The sequence below is a fragment of the Sorangium sp. So ce295 genome, from assembly GCF_051527405.1.
Taxonomy (GTDB): Bacteria; Myxococcota_A; Polyangia; order Polyangiales; family Polyangiaceae; genus Sorangium; species Sorangium cellulosum_B.
The window spans coordinates 3,654,838-3,677,583 of record NZ_CP150324.1 but is presented as its reverse complement, the minus strand read 5'-3'; the positions used below and the strand labels follow the sequence as shown (position 1 = coordinate 3,677,583).

Sequence of the window (22,746 nt, the reverse complement as noted above, 5' to 3'; positions counted from 1 at the left end):
TTCCACCTCCCCCCCAACGAGCAAGAGCAGTCCGATGCGAAGGCGCGTCGTCGTGACCGGGATCGGCGCCGTTTGCCCGCTGGGCAACGACGTCGCGACCACCTGGCAGAACCTCCTCGCCGGCCGATCCGGCGTGGACTACATCCGCGATTTCCCCGTCGACAGGCTCCGCAGCGACATCGCAGCCAGCGTGAAGGGGTTCGATGTCGGGAGGTACCTGTCGCCCAAGGAGGCGGACATCTATGGCCGCGTGACCCACTTCAGCCTCGCGGCCGCGGTGGAGGCGCTGCGCGAGGCCGGCATCGTGCCGATCGAGCGCGCCTCAGGCGCGGAGGACGAGGCGGCGGAGCGCGCGGGCGCGCGGGCACAGGGCGCGCCGCTCGCCGCCGCGGCGCCGGCGAGCGGCATCGACCGGACCCGCGTCGGGTGCCTGATGTCCACGGGCATGGGGTCGGTCGAGATCTTCGAAGAACAGGTCGGCAGGAGCGCGGCGCGCGGTCCGCGGGCCGTGTCGCCCTACTTCATCCCGGGGGTCATGCCGAACGGCGCGGCAGCGCTCATCTCCATGCGCTACGGGCTCATGGGGCCGTCGTACAACCTCGCGAGCGCGTGCGCGACGGGCACGCACTCGATCGCGACCTCGGCCCTCATGATCGAGGCGGGCGAGGCCGACGTGATGGTCGCGGGGGGCGCCGAGGCCGCGACGCGGCTCAACACCGTCGCGGGGTTCGGCAATGCGAAGGCGCTCGCCAGGGCCGTCGACGGCGACCCGGCGCGCGCGAGCCGCCCGTTCGACCGGCGCCGCCAGGGCTTCGTGATGGGCGAGGGAGCAGGCGCGCTCGTGCTCGAGGAGGAGCAGCACGCGCTCGCGCGCGGCGCGAAGCCGCTCGCCGTCGTGGCCGGCTTCGGGATGACCACGGACGCGGAGCACCTCACGCGGCCGCACTCGGGGGGGCTCGGGCTCGCGCTCGCGCTGGAGCGCGCCCTCGCCAGGGCGGGCACGGCGCCGGAGGCGATCGGCTACATCAACCCGCACGCGACCTCGACGCCGCAGGGCGACGCCGCCGAGGTGCTCGCGCTGCGGCGCGTGTTCGGCGAGCGCCTCGCGCGCATCCCGATCTCGGCGACCAAGTCGATGATCGGGCACCTGCTCGGCGGCGCCGGCGCCGTCGAGACGATCGCGGTCGTGTGCTCGCTGCGCGACCAGCTGCTGCACCCGTCGATCAACGTGGATGAGCTCGATCCGGAGTGCTCCCTGGACGTCGTGAGGGAGCGGCGGGCGGTCGATCTGCGTCACGCGGTGAAGTGCTCGGCGGGCTTCGGCGGGCACAACTGCGCGCTGGTGCTGGAGCGGGCGTAGCGCCGGCGACCGCGCCACGGCTGGCGGACGGCTGGCGGCCCCCCGCGCCCGGCCCTACGTGGGGCCCATGGCAGCCCACAAGAACAGGCTCGCGAGCGAGTCGTCGCCGTACCTCCTGCAGCACGCGCACAACCCGGTCGCGTGGTACCCGTGGGGCGCCGAGGCGCTCGATCTCGCTCGTCGAGAGGACAAGCCGATCCTCCTGTCCATCGGCTACGCCGCCTGCCACTGGTGCCACGTGATGGAGCGCGAGTCGTTCGAGGACGAGGCGATCGCCCGGCACATGAACGACCTCTTCGTGAACATCAAGGTCGACCGGGAAGAGCGGCCCGATCTCGACCACATCTACCAGCTCGTCGTGCAGCTCATGGGCCGGAGCGGCGGCTGGCCGCTGACGGTGTTCCTCACCCCGGATCAGCGCCCCTTCTTCGCGGGCACGTACTTCCCGCCGAAGGACGCGCTCGGCATGCCCGGCTTCCCGAAGGTGCTCGACAAGATCGCCGACGCCTTCAGGAACCGGCGCGACGACGTCGAGCAGCAGGCGCAGGAGATCACCGAGGCCATCGAGCGCGCTCAGCGCGCGCCGGCGCGCGCTGCAGGCGTCGTCGCGCCCGCGTCGTCCGATCTGCTCCGGCGCGCGTCGCGGCAGCTGCTCGCGCGCCTCGACCCCCGCCACGGCGGCATCGGATCGCGGCCGAAGTTCCCGAACACGATGGCGCTCGACGTGCTGCTCCGCCGCGGCGCGCTGGAGGGCGATCGCGTCGCGGCGGAGGGCGTCGAGCTCACGCTGGACAGGATGCGGGACGGCGGCATCTGGGATCACCTGCGCGGCGGCTTCCACCGCTACTCGACGGACGAGCGCTGGCTCGTGCCCCACTTCGAGAAGATGCTCTACGACAACGCGCTGCTCCTGCGCCTCTACGCCGACGGGTTCCGCGCGTTCAAGAAGCCGATCTACGCCGAGACGGCGCGCGAGATCGTCGGCTACCTGTTCGCCGAGATGCGCGACCCGGAGGGCGGCTTCTACGCGTCGCAGGACGCCGACTCCGAGGGGCGCGAGGGCAAGTTCTTCGTGTGGACGCTCGATCAGCTCCGCGACGCCGTCGGCGAGGATCAGCTCGCGTACGACGTGGCCCGCCTCGTCTTCGGCATCAGCGAGGAGGGCAACTTCGAGGACAGCGGCGCGACGGTGCTCTCGCAGCACCGCACGCTCGAGCAGGCCGCGGCGGTCATCGACGACGGCGCGGCAGGTGCCGCCTCGACCCACCTCGATCGGTGCCGCGATGCGCTCGCGCGCGCCAGGGTCGCGATGCTCGCGGCGCGCGACGCGAGGGCTCGACCGGCGCGCGACGACAAGGTGCTCGCGAGCTGGAACGGGCTGGTCATCGGGGCGCTCGCCGACGCCGGCCGCGCGCTGGACGAGCCCGCCTGGGTCGACGCCGCGGCGCGCGCCTTTGCGCTGCTCGAGCGGAAGCTCATCCGCGGCGGCCGCGTCGGCCGTTATCTCAAGGACGGCGCGCCTGCAGGCGCGAAGAGCGAGCAAGGCGGCTCCGGGGCGGCCGTGCGCGACGTCCGGCAAGGGTTCCTCGACGACCAGGCGTACCTCGGGAACGCGGCGCTCGACCTGTACGAGGCCACCTCCGACCCGCGCTACGTCGACGTCGCGCGCGCGATCGCCGACGCGATGATCGCGCACCACTGGGACGAGGCCGCGCCCGGGTTCTTCTTCACGCCGGACGACGGCGACGCGCTGATCGCGCGCACGCAGGACATCTACGACCAGGCCGCGCCCTCGGCCGCCTCGATGGCGGCGCTCCTCTGCCTGCGCCTCTCCGAGATCGCCGACGAGCGTTACCGCTCACCGGCAGAGCGGCAGCTGGACGTCCTCGCGCCGACGGCGCTCGAGAACGCCTTCGGTCTCGGCCAGACCGTGTGCGTGCTCGACCGCCTGACCCGCGGCGCAGTGACGGTCGTTGTGGTCGGCGAGGCGGGCTCGGCGTCGGCGGCCGAGCTCGCGCGCGAGGCGTTCAAGGCGTACCTGCCGAACCGGGCGATCGTGTTCGTGGACCCGGCTCGGCCGGAGAGCGCCGCGGCGGTGAAGGTCGTCGCCGAGGGCAAGCCCGCGCGCCCTGACGGGGCGGTCGCCTACGCATGTCGCGGGCGGACGTGCTCGGCGCCCGTCAGGACGGCGGCCGAACTCAAGGCGCTGCTGGCGTAACGCGGCACGCGCCGAGCTCGCACGGGCCGCGATCCGGCGCGCCTCCGCAGGTGCATCCAGACACCGGGCCCGGCGCATGGGTCTGCGCGCATCCACGTCCGACGCCTTCGGCGCGGGCGTCGCTCGGAGCGCAGACCTCCACGTCGAGCCTCGAGTCATCGTCGAAGTCGGTAACGAAGGTGCAGCTGCAGCGGTAAGGCGTGCCCTGCTCAGGGCGGCACGCCGACGAGAGCACCACGCACAGCAGGGCTCCCGCGCGCGCCGCCCGGATGGGCCACCTACGGCGTGACGGTACCGCCACCCTTGTCGCCGCCAGCCTTGTTCCCGCCCGTGTTGCTCTCGCGGATGTGGAACTCGACGCGCCGGTTCTTCTGGCGCCCGGCCTCGGTGTTGTTGTCGTCGATCGGCCGCTTCGGACCAAAGCCCGCCGCCGTGAGCCGGGCGGGATCGATGCCGCCCCGCTCGATCAGGTACGTCCTGACCGAGTGAGCGCGATCGTTCGAGAGCTTCTCGTTGAGCTGGTCCGAGCCCCGGTTGTCGGTGTGGCCCTCGATCGCGACGAGCGTGATCTCGGGGTTCACCTTCAAGAGCCGGACGACCTCGTCCAGGATGCTGTAGCTGTTCTGCAGGATCCTCGCGCTGCCGGTCGCGAACTGCACCTGCTTCAGGATCTGGATCTCGCTCGACCCCGTGATGCGGCGGATGAACTGCGGGCAGCCGTTCTTCGTCGGCTCGGGGCTCGGCTGGCCCGGCTCCTTGGGGCAGGCGTCCTTCGCGTCCGGGATGCTGTCCTCGTCGGCGTCGTCCTCCGGGCAGCCGTCGGCGTCGTTGATCTTGTCGAAATCCTCGGGTTGATCCGGGCACTTGTCGCTGGTGTCGGGGATGCCGTCGCCGTCCCGATCGGGCAGCGCCGGGCAGCCGTCGTCGGCGTTCGGCGGCTTGCCGTCCTCGGGATCGGTCGGGCAGAGATCGATGTCGTCCGGGAGCCCGTCCTTGTCCGTATCCGCGGCGCGCGGCGGGACCGCCTGGAAGCGCCTGCCGGGAGACACGGGCTCGACATCCTTGATGCCGAACGAGTAGCCGACGACCGCGACCATCCGGAAATCCGGCGCGTAGCCGCCCGACAGCCGCGTCCCGGCGCCGACCCCGAGCCACCCCTTCTTCCGCTGATCGAGCGCGAGCCGCCCCTCGGCCATCCACTCCAGCGGCGTGTTGTCGCCGGTGAACGTCGTGTCGCGGCCGAGGCCCGTCGATCCGAAGATCTGCGCGCCGAGCCGCAGCGCCCCGTTCCGCAGCGGGAGGAAGCCGCCGATCCCCCACCTCCACTCGTTCGTCACGGTGAAGTCGTTGAGCGATGAGTACGGACGGAAGTGCACCCCGGTGTTCAGGACGAAGAACATCGACTTGAGATCGATCTCACCCGAGAGCCCGATCATCGCGCTCGCGGCGTTGTCGCCCGAGAACGAGAGCTTGCTGCCGGTAGGCACCCACGCCGTCGCGTTGGCGCCCAGCTTGAAGAAGCGATCCTCGGTGCGGTACAGGATCGCCCGCCCGTCGAGCCGGATGTCCATGAGCGCGGCGGTCGACGGGCTCGCCGCGTCCTCCGCGCCGACGACGCTCGGGTCGTTCGTCGGGTTGCTCGTCTGGAGGGCGATGATCGGCAGCCCCACCTGGAGCGAGAAGCGGTCGAGCAGCTCGACGCCCCCGTTGAAGTAGCCGATGAGCTGCGAGGACACCGGCGAGCCGTGTTCCCTGCTGAACCGCCCCGCGGCCTGCTCGTCATTCAGCATGTTCTCGACCCGGAAGGGATTGAGGCCGAGGCCGAGCCCGAACTGCCCGAAGAAGCGCGTCTCCGGCGCCACCTGCGGTCGCCAGAGCGCGATCGAGTCGTCGGGAGCGCCGGCCATGTAGAGCCGGTCCAGGTAGAACGTTCTCGTCTGCGCGCTCACAGGGAGCGCGCTCAAGAACAAGGCTCCCGCCGCAGCAGCCGCCAGCGCGCGTCGCTTGACGCCCCGTGCGGGCGCGTGCTGCTTTTCCCCCTCATGTCCTCCGGTGCGCGTCAAATTCCCTCCTGTGACCCGCTTTTGAACGACCGTTGCGGTCGATCGGAGGCTACACGCTAACCCAGGCCTCTAGAAAGGTGAGAGAGAACGGCGAACGTGGGCAACGCGCGTAACCGTGCGCGCAACCGTACGCGTAACCGTACGCGTAACCGCGCATCACCACGTCGTCTGGTGTTGACCTGGGCCAAATGCCGTGCTTTCTTGCGCGCCCGCTTGACGTGCGGCCAGGATGCCGCCGTTCGCGCTCCAGACCGAAGGACCACCAGCCATGAAGCGCACCTACCAGCCCCATAACACCCGCCGCGCCCGGACCCACGGCTTCCGTGCGCGTATGGCGACCGCCGGCGGTCGCAAGGTCATCAACAACCGCCGCCGCAAGGGCCGCGCCCGGCTCGCGCCCAGCATCTACAAGAAGTAACGCGGCGGTGATGGCGCCAGCGCAACCGCGCTCGTCGGCGTCCTCCTCCACGTTCCCGCGCGAGCGCCGCATTCGCAGGCGGGCAGAATTTGTCCGCATCCAGAACGGTGGTCATCGCGTCAGCACCCGCCACCTGCTGATCCTCGTGGCGGCCCCCACCGAGGGCGCTGCTCGCGGCGAGGCCCCCCGCGGCACGAAGAGCGCTGCCGCGCCTGTCCCATCGGGGGCGCCTCGCCTGGGCCTCGTCGCCTCGCGCAAGGTGGGCGGCGCTGTGGCGCGCAACCGCGCGAAGCGCCTGCTCAGGGAGGCGTTCCGGAGATTCCCCGAGCTCTTCCCTGAGCGCGTCGACATCGTGGTGATCCTCCGCACTGGCGCCGGCTCGCTCGGCCTCGATGACGTCCTCACGGAGCTTCGTGGCGTGGTTCCGGTGCTCCGCCGCCGGGCGAAGGAGGCGCTCACCGCCGCGTCGCGCGCGCGAACGGAGGTCATGGCCGAGCGCAGCGCAGGCGATCCGCCAGCGCCCGCGCCAGACCAGACTGACCCGACCGACGGCTAGAAGGAAGATGGCGCGGCATACCTTGCGCCGTGGTGCGCTGGGCCCCAAGCTCCTCGCTCTCTCACGGCTCACCGCATGCTGGCGACGCTCCTCCTCGCGCTGATCCGCGCCTACCAGATGACGCTCTCCAGGCTCATCGTGGCGTTGATGGGCCCGGTCTGTCGGTTCGAGCCCTCCTGCTCGCGCTACGCCGCCGCCTGCATCGTGGACCATGGGGCGCTCCGGGGGAGCTTGCTTTCGCTCAAGCGACTGTGTAGGTGTCACCCGTTTCATCCAGGCGGGTTCGACCCTCCGCCACCACCTCGTCTTCGCCGTGCCGCGGCTGCCCGGATGCCGCGTCAACGGGACGCTGACCCGCGGGATACGACACGCAGTTCGTCTACTGGCGCGGAGCTCGCCTCGCGCGCCTCATCCCCTTGTCGAGCGGGCTTCAGCGGCCGGGTCACCCTCATGGACTAATCCCGCTCGGCCATCGACAAGGCCCCCTGCGGCACGGCGCCCGACACGCCGCGGAGCGGAGCCCGCACGGAGCGACCCTGGGCAGGCTCGTGAGGCGTCACGAGACGCCCGCAGCGAAGGGCGCGGCTCGAGATCCTGGGATCGACGAAGGACTTCATGGAACGCAGCAATATCGCCAAATGGCTGTTCCTCGGCCTCGCCATCATCCTGTTCTTCCAGTTCGGCAAGCCGCTCCTCTTCGGTGAGGGCGCGCCGCAGCTCCAGCCGCTCGACGTCAACGACAGCACGGCCCCCGCCGAGCGCGCGCCCGCGGAGACGTGCGTCATCGACGGAGATCGCTTCAAGGCTGAGCTGTCGACGCAAGGCGGGTCGCTCCGGCACCTCTGGATGACGGACCCGAAATACACGACGGGGAACGGCGAGCGCAGGCCGATGGACCTGGTGACGACCTCGCTCGAGTCGCGGATGCCTCTCAGGACGGACCTGCACCTGCCTGGCGGCAGCGCGCAGCAGGTGCCGTTCGACGACCTCGACTGGAAGCTCTCGGCGCAGGACGGCAAGAGCTGCACGTTCACCTACGCCGACAGCGCGACGAGGCTCACCAAGGTCGTCGCGGCCACGGGGCGTCCCTTCGAGCTCTCGGTGCAGATGACGGTCGAGAACCTCGCGCAGGAGCCGCGCAAGCACCGGCTCGCCGTCGAGCAGACCGCGTGGCGGACCCAGAAGGAGACGGAGGGCCATCTCGGCCTGATCTCCGAGTGGATCACCGAGACGGTCGCCGCGACCGACCAGAAGACCGAGCGTCAGCTCCCCGACGCCTTCGAGCCCGGCGACTTCAAGGACCCGGAGTTCACCGCCGAGCGCTGGCGGCGCACCCCGGGCAACGCGCGGTTCGCCGCGGTCTCGAGCAGCTACTTCAGCAAGATCGCGATCCCGCTGGAAGGGCCAGGGCAGCCCACGGCCGAGACGCAGATCGAGGACGTCTGGGATACATCGAAGTTCCAGGACAAAAGCAAGGACCCGAGCTTCGGGCACGTCTATCGCGCGCGGCTCGCCTATCCGGAGCACGAGCTCGCGCCCGGCGGCGCGGTGACCTACAAGCTCCTGTCCTTCACCGGGCCGAAGGAGCGCGAGCTGCTCGCCGCCGTGGACCACGGGGCGAGCGAGGTCATCAACCTCGGCTGGTTCTCGCCGATCGCGAAGCTCCTCGTCTCGTACCTCTACGTCCTCTACGGCGCCGTGGGCAGCTGGGGCTGGGCGATCGTCCTGCTCACCATCACGGTCCGGCTCCTGCTCTTCCCGCTGAGCATCCAGCAGATCAAGAGCGCCGCGGCGATGCGCAAGCTCAAGCCGGAGATGGATGAGATCAACGCGAGGTACAAGGACGACGCCGCCCAGCGCGGCCTCGCGATGCAGGAGCTCTGGCGCAAGAACAAGGTCGCGAACCCGGTCGTCGGCTGCTTCCCGATGCTGCTCCAGATGCCGGTATGGTTCGCCCTCTACACCGCGCTCCAGACCGCGGTGGAGCTCTACCACACCCCGTTCGGCCCCGTGATTCCGGACCTGTCGGCCCCGGGAAAGTACTTCATCATTCCCATCGTCCTCGGCGGCTCGAGCTTCATCCAGCAGAAGCTCATGCCCCCGCAGGGCGACCCGGCGCAGCAGAAGATGATGCTGTACCTGATGCCCGGCATCTTCACCGCGATGATGCTCTTCCTCCCGGCCGGCCTCGGCGTTTACATGTTGACGAACACCTGGCTCGGCATCGGGCAGCAGGTGCTCGTCGAGCGCTACCTGAAGGCGAAGAACGAACGGGCCGGCGGCATCCAGGTGCGAGAGGTCGCGAGCGCGGAGCCCCAATCCGCGATGAAGAAGACTCCGGGCGACGACGACAAGTCGGCCCCTGCTCTCGGAAAGGGAAAAGCACGTGTCCGTGGATAGTGAAGTTGCCGAAAGGGGAATCGACGCAGCGGACGTCGATGTCGATGCCGAGGCGCAGGGCGCTGGCGACGCGGCCGAGTTCGAGGAGGATGGGCGCGCCGACGTCGCGCTCGACTTCGTCATCGATGTGCTCGCGGCGATGGGCATGGACTGCACCGTCGACCTCCTCGAGAACGAGGAGGAAGATCCGCCCGAGGAGATCCGGCTCGAGATCGAGGGGAAGGACGCGGGCCGCGTGATCGGCAAGAAGGGGCAGACGCTCTCGGCGCTGCAGTTCCTCGCCAACCGCGTGATCAACCGGCCCGGCAAGAAGCGGCGTCATGTGATCATCGACGCCGAGGGCTACCGGCAGCGGCGCGAGGACACGCTCTCTTCCATGGCGCGCAGGCTGGGCAAGCAGGCAGTCGAGGAGGGCAAGATCATCACCTTCGAGCCGATGAACCCGCAGGACCGCCGCGTCGTCCACCTGGCGCTGGCGAAGTTTCCGGGCGTCGTCACCAAGAGCGACGGCGAGGGAGAGGCCCGCCGCGTGCAAATCATCCCCGTTCGCCGCTGAGGCAGTAGGCCCGGCAGGAAACGCGCACCAGACGCGCGCATCAAGAGCGACTGCGCGACTGCGCCGCTGCCGGCGTTGACACCGGATCGCCCGCATGCATAATGCCGCACCTCTCCGGTACCCCCCGGGGAGGTGCGCGGGCACGCGCTCGCGCCCATGTTCTCCCGGAACCGCAACCGGGTTCCATCTGCGTTCATCGCGTGAAGCACGAGGGCCGCGCGCGGCCCCCGCTCCGCCGGACGCAGCCCACGAACGGCGGCGGCCCAGCCCCCCTTGAGCACGGGCACGGGACCGCGAAGACGGATCCCCGACCCTTTGAAGGATTGACCGACCATGCAGACCTCGAACATCCTCGCGAAGATCGAAGCTCCCCTGTTCCGCGAGGGGATCCCGGATTTCCGGGTCGGCGATACGGTGCGCGTCCACTACAAGATCGTCGAGGGCGAGAAGGAGCGCATCCAGGTGTTCCAGGGTGTCGTTCTGAAGCGCCACCGCGCCGGGGTCCGGAGCACCTTCACCGTGCGCAAGGTGAGCTTCACGGTCGGCGTCGAGCGCATGTTCCTCCTCCACAGCCCCCGCATCGACAAGGTCGAGATCGTCTCGCGCGGCGTGGTCCGCCGTTCGCGGCTCTTCTACCTGCGCAACCTGGCAGGCAAGGCCGCTCGCGTCCGCGACGCAAAGGATTGATCCCGCCGGCCGGCACACCGGCCGCGAGGAGAGCGCTCCCGCAGCGCAGATTGCCAGGGGGACAGCCGGCTCCCTGGCTCGATCGCGCGCGCGCAAGCATCCATGGCACAGCGCGGAAGCAGCTGCGCGCTGGGCGGTGACGCCTGCATGCGTGCGCACGCGCCGCGTTGCCGGCCTGTAGCAAGGGTTCCCGCATACTTCTTCCTTGATCCTCGGCCGAGCGGCCACGGTATGCTCGCGGCGGCGGTGCCCCGGCGCCGCGAAACCCGAGAAGGATCACCATGCTCTGTCCGCGTTGCGGTGCGCCCGCGACCCCCGCCGATAAATTCTGCGCTGTGTGCGCCTCGCCGCTCACCCCGTCCGGGCCTGGAGCGTTCGGGGCTCCTCCGCCGCCTCCTCCTCCGCCGTTTCCTGCTCCGGGCTTCGGGGCGCCCCCCGAGCCTCCCCCGAACTATGGCTCGCCGAGCGGCGGTTTTGGTCCGCCCCCGCCGGCGCCTTTCGGGGCTCCTCCAGGCTCGCCTCCCGGGTTCCCGCCGGCGCCCGAGGGCGGCCCGGCCGGCTTCGGTCCGCCTCCGCCCTTCGGGCCGCAGCCTGGTGGTTACGGGGCGCCCCAGCCGCCTCCTCCGGTGCCGCTGAAGCCGCCGCCGTTCCCGCCGGAGCCGCCGATCTACGGCGCGCCGGGCGGCGGCTATGGCTCGGCCCCGAGCTTCCCGGAGCAGCAGGGCAGCTATCCCGGCCCTCCGCCCCCGCGGCCCGGCTTCGGCCCGCCCCCGCAGCCCGGCTTCGGCCCGCCCCCGCAGCCTGGGTTCGGTCCGCCCCCGCAGCCGCAGGGCGCGCGCTGCGTGCAGGGGCACGCGATCCCGGCGGGCGGCTCGTTCTGCATGGAAGGAGGCCACCCGATCGCCCTCGACGGCATCCAGATGAGCGGCGATCCCTTCAACCAGACGGCCTATGCGCCCAACCAGCAAGGGGCATCCGCGCCGCCGCCGATGCCGCAGGCGAGCGGCAGCGGAGCCTACGGCGAGCCGCCGCAGCCACAGCAGAACATCGCCCCGCCGGGCCCGCCGCCCGCGTACATCCCGCCTCCTCCCGCGGTGCGCCCGCCGACGCCGGCGCCGCCGAGGGCCGCGGGGCAGGAGAGCCGCCGCACCCTCGCCGGCTTCCTCGTCAGCTTCCAGGACGACGCGCTCGGCAGGTTCTGGCCGCTCTGGCAAGGCAAGAACATCATCGGCCGCGCCGAGACAGGGCAGAAGGTCGACATCGAGATAGCGCATGGGACGACCTCGACGCATCACGCGACGGTCGAGATCGACGGAGGTCGGATCGTCCTCGCCGACCTCGGCTCCACCAACGGGACATTCCACAACGAGGAGGCGATCGGCTTCCAGGGCCGACGCGAGCTGCGCGATGGCGACAAGATCCGCTTCGGCGGGTTCAGCGTCATCCTGCTCAGCGTGGCCGCGCGGGCCTGACGGGCCCATCGCACGAGGAGAGGCGTTGCCGAGCCTGGCCCCCCTTCCCCCGCGACGTTCGACCGGCACCTGGCGCCCCGCCAGGCTGCGTGAAAACCAACCGGATAGCCGCCGCCAGCGCGCGGCGGCCGCCCCGCTCGCGCAGGGAGCGCTCCTCGGCTCCCTCGCGCCCGCTGGAGATCCCCACGCATGACTCCCTCTCATGACGCGACTCGCCCGATCCACTCCATGAGCGCCTCCGCCCGTCGCGGCAGGCGCGAGGGCAAGGCCCTGCGCTGCGCGAGGCTCCTCGCGCTCGCGGCCGCTGTCCTCGCGCTCCTCGCCGGACAGCGCCGCGCCGAGGCCGCGCCCGAGGCGCACGTGCTCCGCATCGACCCGCGCGCGAGCACCGTGGACGGCTCGCCCGTGCTCACGACCGTGCTCGAGGTCGTGCAGAACAAGCGCCTCAGCGACCTCACCCGCAACTGCGCCGCGCTCACGGGCAACGCGAACCTCGATTGCGTCGCCGATGCGATCGAGCAGCCGTCGGCGCTCTACTCGTCGTTCGACTTCCCGGACAAGAACGCGATCCTCTCCGTCACGGTCGACGGCACGGATCTGCCGGCGAAGTTCGAGTCGAAGGCGCGGTGGGGCGACAGCGCCGGTCAGCCGGGCGTCGGGACGGCGTGGCTCATCCTGATCGACGCCGCGTCGAGCATGGGCAACCGCTTCGACGAGGCGAAGGCGGTCGCGAGCGCGTTCGTCAACGCGATGCAGCCGAACGACATCGTCGACGTGATGTTCTTCAACGATCGCGGCATCGTCGAGGACTCGAAGTGGGTGAGCAACAAGCAGGCGGCGGCGCAGGCGATCGCCGGCGTCGCGCGCACCTACCCGACGCAGGGCCGCACGCGCCCGCTCTTCACGATCATCAAGAACGCCGCGACCGACGCGTTCAAGGAGCTCGGCAACGCAGGTCAGGGCGTCCAGGTGCCGATGCACCAGGCGATGGTGGTCCTCTCGAACGGCTCCGCCGGCGCGGATCCCAGCTCGACCGCCGCCGCGTCGAACCTCCTCCGCGAGTACCTGACGAAGGGGCGGTTCCCCGAGAACAACGACGTCCTGCCGAAGACGCCGGTGCCCGTCATCTCGATCTGGTTCCCGAGCCAGCTCGTCGAGGAGTTCACGGCGAACGCCCGCGAGTTCATGGAAGGGATGGCGAACACCGAGATCGGCGGCTTCTTCAGCGTGGTGCGGGACGGCCAGCAGCGGCGCGCGGCCAACATCGTCAACGCGATCCGCACCCGCTTCAACAAGATGCACATCGTGAAGTGGCGGGTCTCGTGCGTCGCGCCGAGCATCACGCAGACGTTCAAGCTCGCCTTCATCAACACGGATCCGCCGATCGCGGGCGACGCCACCTTCCAGAACGTCCCCGTCGGCATCGATCCGACCGCGTGGCCGCTCGACATCGACCGCGACGCGACCGACCGCGCGGCGAAGAAGACGCCGATCTACCCCGGCGGCACGGTCAAGATCTTCGGCAACTTCTGCTGGGGTGGCAACGCGCAGCGGGCCGAGATCTACATGGTCCCGAAGAACCAGGCCGCGCCGCAGTCGCTGCAGGGCGGGAGCCTCGAGGACGCGAAGAAGGCCCAGCGGACGCTGATCGAGGGCGGGATGCGCGGCAAGGCGGTCTCGGCCGGCGACAGCGTCGTCGAGTTCGAGCTCCCGGACACCGACAAGTTCCTCGTCGGCAAGGGCGACCAGATGACGGCGCGCCTCATCATCTACGACAACCAGGCGCGGCGGACGAGCGCGGTCACGGCCGACAAGATCGTCACGCTGAAGGCGAAGGAGGCGCCGCTGCCGTACCTGCTCATCGGCGGCGTGACCTTCGGCGGCGTCGTCATCGTGCTGCTCCTCGTCTCCATCTTCCGCGGCGGCGGGAAGCGACGCGGCGGCACGGTGGCGGCCGCGCCCCCGAGGCCCATCGTGGCCGGGAGCGGGCCGCCTCCGCCCTACGCCCCCGCGCCGCCGCCTCCGGGCGACTTCGGCTATGGCGGCGGGCCGATGATGGGCCCTCCCATGGGCGGGGCCAGCCGGGCGACGCTCTCGGGCCCGGCGGGCATCTTCACCGTGCACCCCGGCGCCGAGGTGCGCGCCGGGCGCGACGGCGCCTCGTGCCTGATCGCGCTGTCGGAGCCGCGCGTGTCCGGCACCCATGCGAGCGTGAAGCTCGAGGCCGGCCAGCTGTTCGTGCGGGACGAGAACTCCAACAACGGGACCTACGTGAACGGCCAGCGCATCGCCGCGGCCGTGTGGACGCTCGTGCCACCCGGCGCGTCGTTGCGGTTCGGCCCCGTCGAGTTCAGCGTCCGTTTGGAGTAGCGTGTCCGGGGCCCGTTCTCGCGCCCCGAGCGACGCCCCCCCATGATGCCCCCGACCGAGTCCTCCCCGCACCTCAAGATCGAGTTCGCCCAGGCCAGCGATGCTGGTCGGGACCCGAACAAGCAGGTCAACGAGGATGCCTGCGGCTACGCCGAGACCAAGTTCGGTTACCTGTGCGTCCTGTGCGACGGCATGGGCGGACACTATGGCGGCAGCGAGGCGAGCCGCACCGCCATCACGACCATCTTCGAGATGATCGAGCGCACGCCCGCCACCGTGGATCCGAGCGGGGCCCTCAAGGCCGCGATCGAGGAAGCGGGGCGCCGCGTCTACCAGCTGGGCGGGCCGCCGGAGAACCGCGTCCGGCCTGGCTCGACCGTCGTCGCGATGGTCCTCCACGATCGCGGCATCGACGTCGCGCACGTCGGCGACAGCCGCGCGTACGTGATCCGGAGCCACCAGATCTACCCCCTCACGCGCGACCACTCGATGGTGCAGGGGATGATCGACGCGGGCATGATCACGGAGGCGCAGGCGATCGGCCACCCCGACGCGAACAAGATCACGCGCGCGCTCGGGATGAGGCCGGAGGTGGAGGTCGAGGTTCGACCCGAGCCGATGGAGCTCTACCCGGGAGACGTGCTGATCCAGTCGAGCGACGGGCTCACCGATCTCGTGCTCCCCGGCGACATCCTCGGGTGCACGCGGCAAGCGCTCGCATCGGGCTCGGTCGATCACGCGTGCCGGATGCTCGTGCAGCTCGCGAACCACCGCGGCGGTCACGACAACATCACCGTCCAGATGGTCCGGGTGCTCGAGACGGGCAGCCGCTCGCTGACCATCGCGCACGGGCCACCAGGGGCGGCTGGCCCGGGCGACGGCGTCAATCCTGCGCGCGCTTCACGCCCTCAGGAGACCGTCGCGATGACCCGGTCCGAGGCGGCGGCGATCGGCCAGCAGCTCGCCACGAGCACGCCGCTCCCCCACGGCCATGGCGCTCCTGCGGCAGCGAGCGGCGCGGCGGCCGCGGGAAACGCCCCGGCGCCGTACCCGGCGTCCATCAACAACGCGATCACCGTGGTCCCGACGGGCTCGCCCGACACGCCGCGCCCTGCGTCCACCAGCGACGCCGTCACCGTGATCCCGGCTGGCTCCACCGGCGCGCCGGGGCTGCGTCCAGCGTCCCCCCGCTCCGCGGCGAGCGCGGCCTCGACCGGCTCCGACAACGTGCCGGCCGTCGGCGCGACGGCCACCGACAACGTGCCGGCCGTCGCGCCGACGGCCACCGACAACGTGCCGGCCGTCGCGCCGAGCGCCGCCCATGGCGCGCCGGCGCTTCGCCCCACCACCGTCGACAGCGCGCCGGCCGTGAGCCCCACGGCCACCGACGAGCTGCCTCCCGTGGCTCCGGCCGCTGCCCCCAGCGCGAAGGCCGTGAGCCCCACGGCGGCCGACGGCGGGTCGGCCATGACGCCCACGCCGATGGACTCCGCGCTGGCGCTGCCTCCAACCGTGCCAGGCGCCCATCCCCCGGTGGCTTACCCGAACGCGCCCGACGCGCCCGCCGTGCTGTCTCCCCTTCCCCTGAGCGCTCCTGCGCCGGCTCCGATGGGCCGCGTCGCGGCCCTTCAGCCTGGTTCGTTCGGAGCGCCGCCTCACCCAGGCGCCGCTTACGGCGCTCCGCCCCACCCCGCCGTCCCCTACGGCGCTCCGCACCCTCCTGGCGCCGCCTACGGCGCGCCACCCCCTCCTGGCGTCCCTTACGGCGCACCGCACCATCCTGGCGCCGCCTACGGCGCGCCGCCTCACGTCGGCGCCGCCTATGGTGCGCCTCTTCACGCGACCGAGCAGGATGTTCCGCCGCCTTCGGTGGCCTTCCCGGGGCACAACCCAGCAGCGCCCGGTGGTCCCCCGGTCGCCGCCGCCCCGCCCCCCCACCTCGCGCCCGCGCCACTGCATGCTCACGCGTACGCCGCGACCGGCCCGCGCCCCGCGCCAGCACCGAGCTTCTCCGGACCCGTCTCGTCCTCCGGGGCATCGAGCGTGCCGAGCACCGTGCGCGCCCCGCGCGGCGTCTACATCGCCCTCATCGCCTCGGCCTCGGCCGTGATCCTCGTGCTGGTCGTCTTCCTGCTCTGGAAGCTCCTCGGCAGCTGAGCGCGAAGCGGAAAAGGCCGCCCCCACCCACCGCCCCGCACGGATGAGCGGAAACCGCGACGGAGACGAGAACGAGGACCGAGCTCGGCTCACTCGGCTCACTCGACCCAGATGACCACCGCGCAACGGCCCCGCTCGCGGAATGCGATTGAAGAAAGATCGGATTCCGGATTAGCCTAATTTTCCGGAGGTCCCTCCATGCCTGGCGACCAAGAGCTCGAGCACGGCGACGACATGGATGGCGCGCCTGAGGATCTGGAAGAAGAGGTGCCGGAGTCGACCCGTACACCCTCTCTCGAGGAGGCCCGCGCCGGTTTCATGCTGCTCGATCTGTGACCCGCTGAACCACGTGGTTCCCGGAAGTCACGCCCCTCCGCGCCGACACTCCGTTCGTCCAGCGGGCGAGAGCCTCCGCCGAACGGCGCCCACCGCCGCGCGCGTGCAGAAGCGCGCTCCTCTCCCGCGAGCGGCACCGCGCCAGCGCGGCGCGAGGCGGCGCACGGGACGCGCCTCTTCCCTTGCCCTCCCCGACGGCCTGTGGTGAAACGCGGCCCGCATGATCCCGGGGCTAGGCAAACAAAGCATCACGATCGGCAGCGCCCCCACCTGCGATGTGGTGCTCGTCGCTCCCGGCGTCCTGCCCGAGCACGCGCGCATCGTCAACCAGGGGGGTGGCAAGCTGCTCTTCTCCTGCGGGCAAGGGCCGGCGTCGGCGAACGGGCGGCCCCTCTCGCCGGGAGAGCAGGTCCCGTTCGACTTCCGCACCCAGTTCGTGGTCGCGCAGACGCCGGTCCCGCTGAACCATCCGGCCATCACGCTGATGCTGGCGTCGCCCGGGAACCTCGCGCCCGCGCCCGGCCAGGTCGTGATCGGACGAGACCCCGGGCGCGCCTCCTTGGTGCTCCAGCACCCGAGCGTCTCGAGCCAGCACGCGACCGTCACGCTCGATCGCATGATGGTCATCGACCACAACTCGACGAGCGGCACGTACGTGGGCGCGCAGCGCATCGCCGCTGGCTCGCCGACGCCCATCGATCCGCAAGGCGCCATCGCCTTCGGGCCCGTCCCGGTCCAGATCAGCCTGCTCGTCCAGCTCGCGCAGGCCGCCCGGCAGTCCGCGCTGCCGGCCGCCTCCGGCGCCCCGCCCGCGGCGAGCGTCCTGCCGCCGCAGCCTGCCGCTTCCGGCTACGCGCCGCCGCAGCAGCCCGGCGCCGGGGGCTACGCGCCGCAGCAGCCCGGCGCCGTGAGTCACGCGCCGCCAGGCGTCGCCGGCGGTTACGCGCCGCCGCAGCAGCCCGCGCACGCGGCGTCCTCGGTGCCCGCCGCCGGCGCGCCCGGGCGGAAGAACAAGACGGTCCTCGGCCAGCTCGACTTCTCCGGCGGCGGATCGAACGTCAAGAAGATCGGCCGCACGCCCGACAACGACATCGTGCTCGCCCACCCCCAGGTGTCGAGCCACCACGCGCTCCTGCACTCGATCAACGGGCAGCTCTACGTCGAGGACCGCGGCAGCGCGAACGGGACCTACGTCCGCGGCAACCGCATCGCGCCCGGCCAGAAGATCGCCGTGCAGAGCGGCGAGAAGATCTACATCGGGCCCATGCCCCTCCAGATCGAGATGGGGGGCGCGGGCGCCGTCGAGGTCGTCCAGGAGGAGTATTCCGCCGATCGGTGGGCAGGGCGCCCGCTCTACGAGATCGAGGCGTGGAGCCTCGCCCTCCAGGTCCCCGACCGGGACAACCCGAACGAGCAGAAGACCCTGCTCGACAACGTGTCGTTCAAGGCGCTGCCGGGCGACATGATCGCGCTCATGGGGCCGTCGGGCGCCGGCAAGACGACGCTCCTGCTCACGCTGAACGGCTACCTGCCGCCGACGAGCGGCGTCGTCCGCATCAACGGCGAGGACCTCTACAACATCTACGACACGCTCCGCGGATCCATCGGCTACGTGCCGCAGGACGATCTCGTCCACCCGGAGCTCACCGTCTTCGAGGCCGTCCGCTACAGCGCGAAGTTCCGCCTCCCGCCCGACTACACCGAGGCCGAGATCGACGCCCGCGTCGAGCAGACCATCAAGGATCTCGGCCTCGAGGGCGTCAAGAACCTCCAGATCGGCAAGCCCGAGAACAAGATCCTCTCGGGCGGGCAGCGCAAGCGCGTCAACATCGCGCTCGAGCTCGTCACCGATCCGGTCATCCTCTTCCTCGACGAGCCGACCTCGGGCCTCGCCGCCGACGACACGACCGCGCTGATCAGCCTGCTGCATGACCTCACGAAGGCCACCGGCAAGACGATCATCATGACGATTCACCAGCCGGCGAAGGACGAGTTCGAGAAGTTCAGCCACGCGCTCATCCTGGGCTACGGCGGCATCCCGATGTTCTTCGGGCCGACCCGGCCCGACGCGTACCGCTTCTTCGGCAGCTGGAAGGAGCGGCACGGCCAGCAGAACGACGTCGACAACCCGCGCGACATGTTCGAGATGCTCGCGCTCCGCGAGCGGCCCATCTTCGATCAGCTCCGCGCGCGGAACCCGAACGCGTCGCGCGGCGACGCCAGGAAGCTCGCCGCCATCGAGTGGCGCAAGGAGTTCTTCAGCGACGGCAACCCGACGTACCGCCGGATGTACTCCGGCCGGCGCGAGATCGGCACCGGCCAGGGGCAGCGCGGCATCCCCGCCGGGCGCGCCACGACCAAGGGGCAGCTCGGCCTGCTCCTGTCGCGCTACTTCAAGGTGAAGAAGCGCGACATCGGCGGCACCCTGATCATGCTCCTCCAGGCCCCGATCATCGGCATCCTGCTCGCGATCGTCTTCGGCGGGCAGGAGAAGGCGATCCCGGCGTGGTGCCTCGGCGCGCTCCAGGAGCTCGGCCGCCGCGCCGGCGGCGCGGACAAGAGCACCGACGTCATCAAGGGCATGGAGGTCACCACCGACCACACCGCGGCGATCTTCTTCCTCGTCGTCGCCGCGGTCTGGTTCGGGACCTCGAACGCGGCGCGCGAGATCGTCAGCGAGCGGGCCATCTACCTCCGCGAGCGCATGGTCAACCTGGGGCTCGTCAACTACGTGCTCTCCAAGTACCTGCTGCTCGCCGGCTTCTGCCTCGTCCAGTGCACCGTCCTGCTCGCGATCGTGTTCTTCGCCCTCGGCTTCCACGGCGGCATGCAGGCGTTCGGCATGCAGCTCGCCGCGCTGACCGCCACCTCGCTCAGCGCCGTCGCGATGGGGCTCCTCCTCTCCACGGTGGTCGCCTCGTCCGAGGCGGCGATGGCGCTCACGCCGATCGCGCTCATCCCGCAGGTCGTCCTCGGCGGGCTCATGGTGCCGATGACGACCGTGCCGCACCTCCGGCCGCTCATGTACATCATCCCGGCGCGCTGGGGCTTCGAGGGGGCGATCGCGCCGGAGCGGCTCGCGACCGCGGAGGATCCAGCGTGGGTCATCGATCTGCACCGCACCGACACGAGCGCCGCGGACTTCATCGAGGGCGGCAAGTTCAAGTGCGCCATCGCGCAGATGGCGGCCGACAACTACGCGGGCGCGTGGGGCTTCACCACGTACGATCAGACCTGGATGCCCTATGCGGTGCTCGCCGGAATGACCTTCATCATCCTCGTCACGCTCTGCGCGGTGCTCAAGCGGCGCGACCCGGTGTGACGTCGTGACCGCGCAGGAGCCCGCCGCTTCCATCCGCATCGTTGACCGGCGCCCGCGCCGGCGCCCGCGCGCGCGAGGCCACCGCAGGCCGGCCGCCGCGGCGCTCCTCTCGCTGCTCGCCGCCCTCGCGCCCTCCCCGGCGCGGGCGCAGCAGCAAGGCCAAGAGGGGCAGGCGCCCGAGGGCGGGGCGGCCGTGCCCCGAGGCCCGGGCGGCGCGATCGTCACGCCGCCTGCCTCCACGGCCGCGCCGGCGGGGAAGGCGACGCCGCCGCGGGCGCTCAACTACACGCCCCCGGAGTACCCGCCGGAGGCCGAGAAGCAGGGGCGCGAAGCGTCGGTCACCCTGCAGCTCGACATCGACCGCGACGGGCGCGTGAAGCACGCCGTCGTCGTCGAGAGCGCAGGGCACGGGTTCGATGAGTCGGCGCTCACCGCGGCCCAGAAGCTCGATTTCGAGCCCGCCCGCCGCGCCGACGGGACCCCCGCCCCGGCCCGCATCCTGTACCGCTACTCGTTCACCCTGAAGACGGCCTCGCCGCCGCCGGCCGCCGGCGAGCCCGCGAAGCCCGCCGAGAGCCTCCGCGGCACCGTGCTCGCCAGCGGGGGCGACGTCCCGCTCGCAGGCGCCACCGTCTCGGTCGCGCGCGTCGCCAGCGCGGGCGCGGGCGCAGCGACGGCCGCCGCGCCGCCGGGGCTCACGACCGACGAGGGCGGCGCCTTCGCCTTCGCCGCGCTGCCGCCGGGGCGCTACCAGGTCACCATCGCGGCGCCCGGCTTCGAGCCGCTCTCCGTCGAGGAGGCGCTCGCCCCCGGGGAGCAGCTCGAGGTGAAGTACCGGCTCCTGCCGCAAGGCGACGGCCTCGAGGTCACGGTCCGCGGCAAGCGGCCGCCGCGCGAGGTCACGAAGCGCACGATCGAGCAGCGCGAGATCAACCGCATCCCCGGCACGAACGGCGACGCCCTGCGCTCGCTGCAGAACCTGCCGGGCGTCGCCCGCCCGCCCAGCATCGCGGGGCTGCTCATCGTCCGCGGCTCCGGCCCGCAGGACACGCAGACCTTCGTCGACGGCACGCAGGTGCCGCTCATCTACCACTTCGGCGGCCTCTCCTCGGTCGTGCCGACCGAGATGCTGGATCGGATCGACTTCTACCCCGGCAACTTCAGCGCCAAGTACGGGCGGGTGCAGGGCGGCATCGTCGACGTCGCCCTCCGCTCCCCCAAGGAGGACGGCAAGCTCCACGGCCTGGCGCAGATGGACCTCATCGACGCGCGCGTCCTGCTCGAGGGCCCCGTGCCGTTCCTCGAGAACACCCGCTTCATGGTGGCAGGACGGCGGAGCTACATCGGCGAGTCGTTCGGCCCCGTGCTCGAGGCCGCGGGCGCAGGCGTCACGCAGGCGCCGGTCTATTACGACTACCAGGTCCTCCTCGAGACCGAGCCCACGCCCTCCGCGCGGCTCCGCCTCACGTTCTTCGGCTCCGACGACGCCCTCGAGCTGCTGCTCAGCGACCCGGCGCCGAACGAGCCGGCCCTCTCCGGCAACGTCGGGCTGCACACGGCGTTTCAGCGGCTGCAGCTCCGCTACGATCACGAGCTCACCGACAAGGACCGGCTCGACGGCGTGCTCGCGATCGCGCGCGACGACGCCGATTTCGGGATCGGGCCGATCTACTTCCAGCTCGATCTCAAGACGATCTCCGGCCGCCTCGAGTACGCGCGGCGTGTCTCGAAGGGCACGGTGTTCAACGCGGGGCTCGACGTCTTCGCCGGCCTCTACGCCGTGAACCTCCGCGCCCCCGGGCCGAACCGCCCCGGCGAGCCGCCGAACCAGCCGTTCTCGACGCGCACCCTCCAGGAGGTCTCGCGCGACGGCGAGTTCTTCTACCCCGCGGCGTACGCCGAGCTCGAGCTCGCCCCGACCCCTCGGGCGAAGATCGTCCCGGGCCTGCGCGTCGACTACCAGGACCTGAACCAGCAGGTCACCGTGAGCCCGCGCGTGAACGGGCGCTTCGACGTCGTCCCCGGGTTCCCACGGACCACGGTGAAGGGCGGCCTCGGGGTGTTCCATCAGCCGCCGCAGTTCCAGGAGGTGATCCCGCCGCTCGGCAACCCCGGCCTGAAGTCGACCCGCGCGCTGCACTACGCGGCCGGCGTCGAGCAGGAGCTGACCCGGCACATCGAGGCGTCGGCGGAGGGGTTCTACAAGCAGCTCGACGAGCTCGTCGTCGGCGTGAACCGACCCGGGTCGATCCAGCTCGACTACCAGAACGTCGGATCGGGCAGGGTCATCGGCGGCGAGTTCCTGCTCAAGTACAAGCCCGACGATCGCTTCTTCGGCTGGGCCGCGTACACGCTGTCCCGCAGCACGCGGGTGCCGGAGCCCGGCGAGCCGGAGCGGCTCGTCCCGTTCGATCAGACCCACATCCTGACCGTGCTCGGCAGCTACCGCCTGGGCGACGGCTGGGAGTTCGGCGCCCGGTTCCGCCTCGTCTCCGGCAACCTGGTCACGCCCAACGTGTGCAACGTCAACGAGCAGAGCTGCGACCCGTACCGCACCAACGCGCTCTTCTACGCGCCCACCGGGACGTATACGCCCATCCCGTTCTCCGGCCCGAACAGCGAGCGGCTCCCGGCGTTCCACCAGCTCGATCTGCGCCTGGACAAGACGTGGAAGTTCAAGACCTGGCGGCTCTCGGCCTACCTCGACGTGCAGAACGTCTACAACAACGCGAACAGCGAGGCGATTCAGTACAATTACAACTACACAGCCCGACAGTACGTCACGGGGCTGCCCATCCTGCCGAGCTTCGGGATGCGAGGAGAGTTCTGAG

At 71.1% G+C, this 22,746-nt stretch carries 15 protein-coding genes; 14 read left to right on the top strand and 1 reads right to left on the bottom strand.

Going from position 1 to position 22,746, the window contains the following annotated elements; genetic code table 11:
* Positions 1 to 34 precede the first annotated feature (34 nt).
* Together WMF11_RS14095 and WMF11_RS14090 are read left to right on the top strand one after the other, a co-directional pair.
* Positions 35 to 1,360, top strand: coding sequence for a beta-ketoacyl-[acyl-carrier-protein] synthase family protein (locus WMF11_RS14095; protein WP_437908924.1), 1,326 nt, complete (start codon positions 35 to 37; stop codon positions 1,358 to 1,360).
* Positions 1,361 to 1,427: 67 nt separating this feature from the next.
* Positions 1,428 to 3,578, top strand: coding sequence for a thioredoxin domain-containing protein (locus tag WMF11_RS14090; RefSeq protein WP_437977823.1), 2,151 nt, complete (start codon positions 1,428 to 1,430; stop codon positions 3,576 to 3,578).
* Positions 3,579 to 3,856: 278 nt separating this feature from the next.
* On the opposite strand, the gene WMF11_RS14085 is transcribed toward WMF11_RS14090, so the two are convergent.
* On the bottom strand, positions 3,857 to 5,542 hold the full coding sequence (locus WMF11_RS14085) for an OmpA family protein (RefSeq protein WP_437908922.1): 1,686 nt from the start codon (positions 5,540 to 5,542) through the stop codon (positions 3,857 to 3,859).
* 367 nt (positions 5,543 to 5,909) lie between these two features.
* Here WMF11_RS14085 and rpmH point away from each other — a divergent pair, with 367 nt between their 5' ends.
* The 12 genes from rpmH (at position 5,910) to WMF11_RS14025 (ending at position 22,745) form a co-directional block, all read left to right on the top strand.
* Positions 5,910 to 6,059, top strand: a complete 150-nt coding sequence (gene rpmH / locus WMF11_RS14080) for a 50S ribosomal protein L34 (RefSeq protein WP_061605775.1) — start codon at positions 5,910 to 5,912, stop codon at positions 6,057 to 6,059.
* 10 nt (positions 6,060 to 6,069) lie between these two features.
* A complete protein-coding gene (rnpA, locus tag WMF11_RS14075) occupies positions 6,070 to 6,615 on the top strand; it encodes a ribonuclease P protein component (protein WP_437908921.1) in 546 nt (181 codons plus the stop codon).
* Between the two features lie 75 nt (positions 6,616 to 6,690).
* Positions 6,691 to 7,074 carry a membrane protein insertion efficiency factor YidD gene (gene yidD / locus WMF11_RS14070; RefSeq protein ID WP_437977822.1) on the top strand — a complete coding sequence of 128 codons (384 nt, stop codon included), beginning with the start codon at positions 6,691 to 6,693 and terminating at the stop codon, positions 7,072 to 7,074.
* Between the two features lie 156 nt (positions 7,075 to 7,230).
* A complete protein-coding gene (gene yidC, locus WMF11_RS14065; protein WP_437552349.1) occupies positions 7,231 to 9,015 on the top strand; it encodes a membrane protein insertase YidC in 1,785 nt (594 codons plus the stop codon).
* Positions 9,008 to 9,571 carry a protein jag gene (locus WMF11_RS14060; protein WP_231864816.1) on the top strand — a complete coding sequence of 188 codons (564 nt, stop codon included), beginning with the start codon at positions 9,008 to 9,010 and terminating at the stop codon, positions 9,569 to 9,571. The genes yidC and WMF11_RS14060 overlap by 8 nt, the downstream gene beginning before the upstream one ends.
* A gap of 333 nt (positions 9,572 to 9,904) precedes the next feature.
* Entirely contained in the window at positions 9,905 to 10,258 is a 354-nt protein-coding gene (gene rplS, locus WMF11_RS14055) for a 50S ribosomal protein L19 (RefSeq protein ID WP_437552348.1), read from the top strand.
* Between the two features lie 281 nt (positions 10,259 to 10,539).
* Positions 10,540 to 11,730 carry an FHA domain-containing protein gene (locus WMF11_RS14050; protein ID WP_437908919.1) on the top strand — a complete coding sequence of 397 codons (1,191 nt, stop codon included), beginning with the start codon at positions 10,540 to 10,542 and terminating at the stop codon, positions 11,728 to 11,730.
* Between the two features lie 228 nt (positions 11,731 to 11,958).
* Positions 11,959 to 14,100, top strand: a complete 2,142-nt coding sequence (locus WMF11_RS14045; RefSeq protein WP_437977821.1) for an FHA domain-containing protein — start codon at positions 11,959 to 11,961, stop codon at positions 14,098 to 14,100.
* 42 nt (positions 14,101 to 14,142) lie between these two features.
* Complete coding sequence (locus WMF11_RS14040; RefSeq protein ID WP_437977820.1) at positions 14,143 to 16,257, top strand: protein phosphatase 2C domain-containing protein; 2,115 nt, start codon at positions 14,143 to 14,145, stop codon at positions 16,255 to 16,257.
* 198 nt (positions 16,258 to 16,455) lie between these two features.
* Entirely contained in the window at positions 16,456 to 16,593 is a 138-nt protein-coding gene (locus tag WMF11_RS14035) for a hypothetical protein (RefSeq protein WP_437552344.1), read from the top strand.
* A gap of 220 nt (positions 16,594 to 16,813) precedes the next feature.
* Positions 16,814 to 19,915, top strand: a complete 3,102-nt coding sequence (locus WMF11_RS14030) for an FHA domain-containing protein (RefSeq protein WP_437552343.1) — start codon at positions 16,814 to 16,816, stop codon at positions 19,913 to 19,915.
* 4 nt (positions 19,916 to 19,919) lie between these two features.
* Entirely contained in the window at positions 19,920 to 22,745 is a 2,826-nt protein-coding gene (locus tag WMF11_RS14025; RefSeq protein ID WP_437977819.1) for a TonB-dependent receptor domain-containing protein, read from the top strand.
* The last annotated feature ends 1 nt before the right edge of the window (position 22,746 follow it).

Coding starts and splice junctions, on each gene's coding strand:
- WMF11_RS14095 (WP_437908924.1), top strand. CDS start 35: ATGCGAAGGCGCGTCGTCGTGACCGGGATCGGCGCCGTTTGCCCGCTG.
- WMF11_RS14090 (WP_437977823.1), top strand. CDS start 1,428: ATGGCAGCCCACAAGAACAGGCTCGCGAGCGAGTCGTCGCCGTACCTC.
- rpmH (WP_061605775.1), top strand. CDS start 5,910: ATGAAGCGCACCTACCAGCCCCATAACACCCGCCGCGCCCGGACCCAC.
- rnpA (WP_437908921.1), top strand. CDS start 6,070: ATGGCGCCAGCGCAACCGCGCTCGTCGGCGTCCTCCTCCACGTTCCCG.
- yidD (WP_437977822.1), top strand. CDS start 6,691: ATGCTGGCGACGCTCCTCCTCGCGCTGATCCGCGCCTACCAGATGACG.
- yidC (WP_437552349.1), top strand. CDS start 7,231: ATGGAACGCAGCAATATCGCCAAATGGCTGTTCCTCGGCCTCGCCATC.
- rplS (WP_437552348.1), top strand. CDS start 9,905: ATGCAGACCTCGAACATCCTCGCGAAGATCGAAGCTCCCCTGTTCCGC.
- WMF11_RS14050 (WP_437908919.1), top strand. CDS start 10,540: ATGCTCTGTCCGCGTTGCGGTGCGCCCGCGACCCCCGCCGATAAATTC.
- WMF11_RS14045 (WP_437977821.1), top strand. CDS start 11,959: ATGAGCGCCTCCGCCCGTCGCGGCAGGCGCGAGGGCAAGGCCCTGCGC.
- WMF11_RS14040 (WP_437977820.1), top strand. CDS start 14,143: ATGATGCCCCCGACCGAGTCCTCCCCGCACCTCAAGATCGAGTTCGCC.
- WMF11_RS14035 (WP_437552344.1), top strand. CDS start 16,456: ATGCCTGGCGACCAAGAGCTCGAGCACGGCGACGACATGGATGGCGCG.
- WMF11_RS14030 (WP_437552343.1), top strand. CDS start 16,814: ATGATCCCGGGGCTAGGCAAACAAAGCATCACGATCGGCAGCGCCCCC.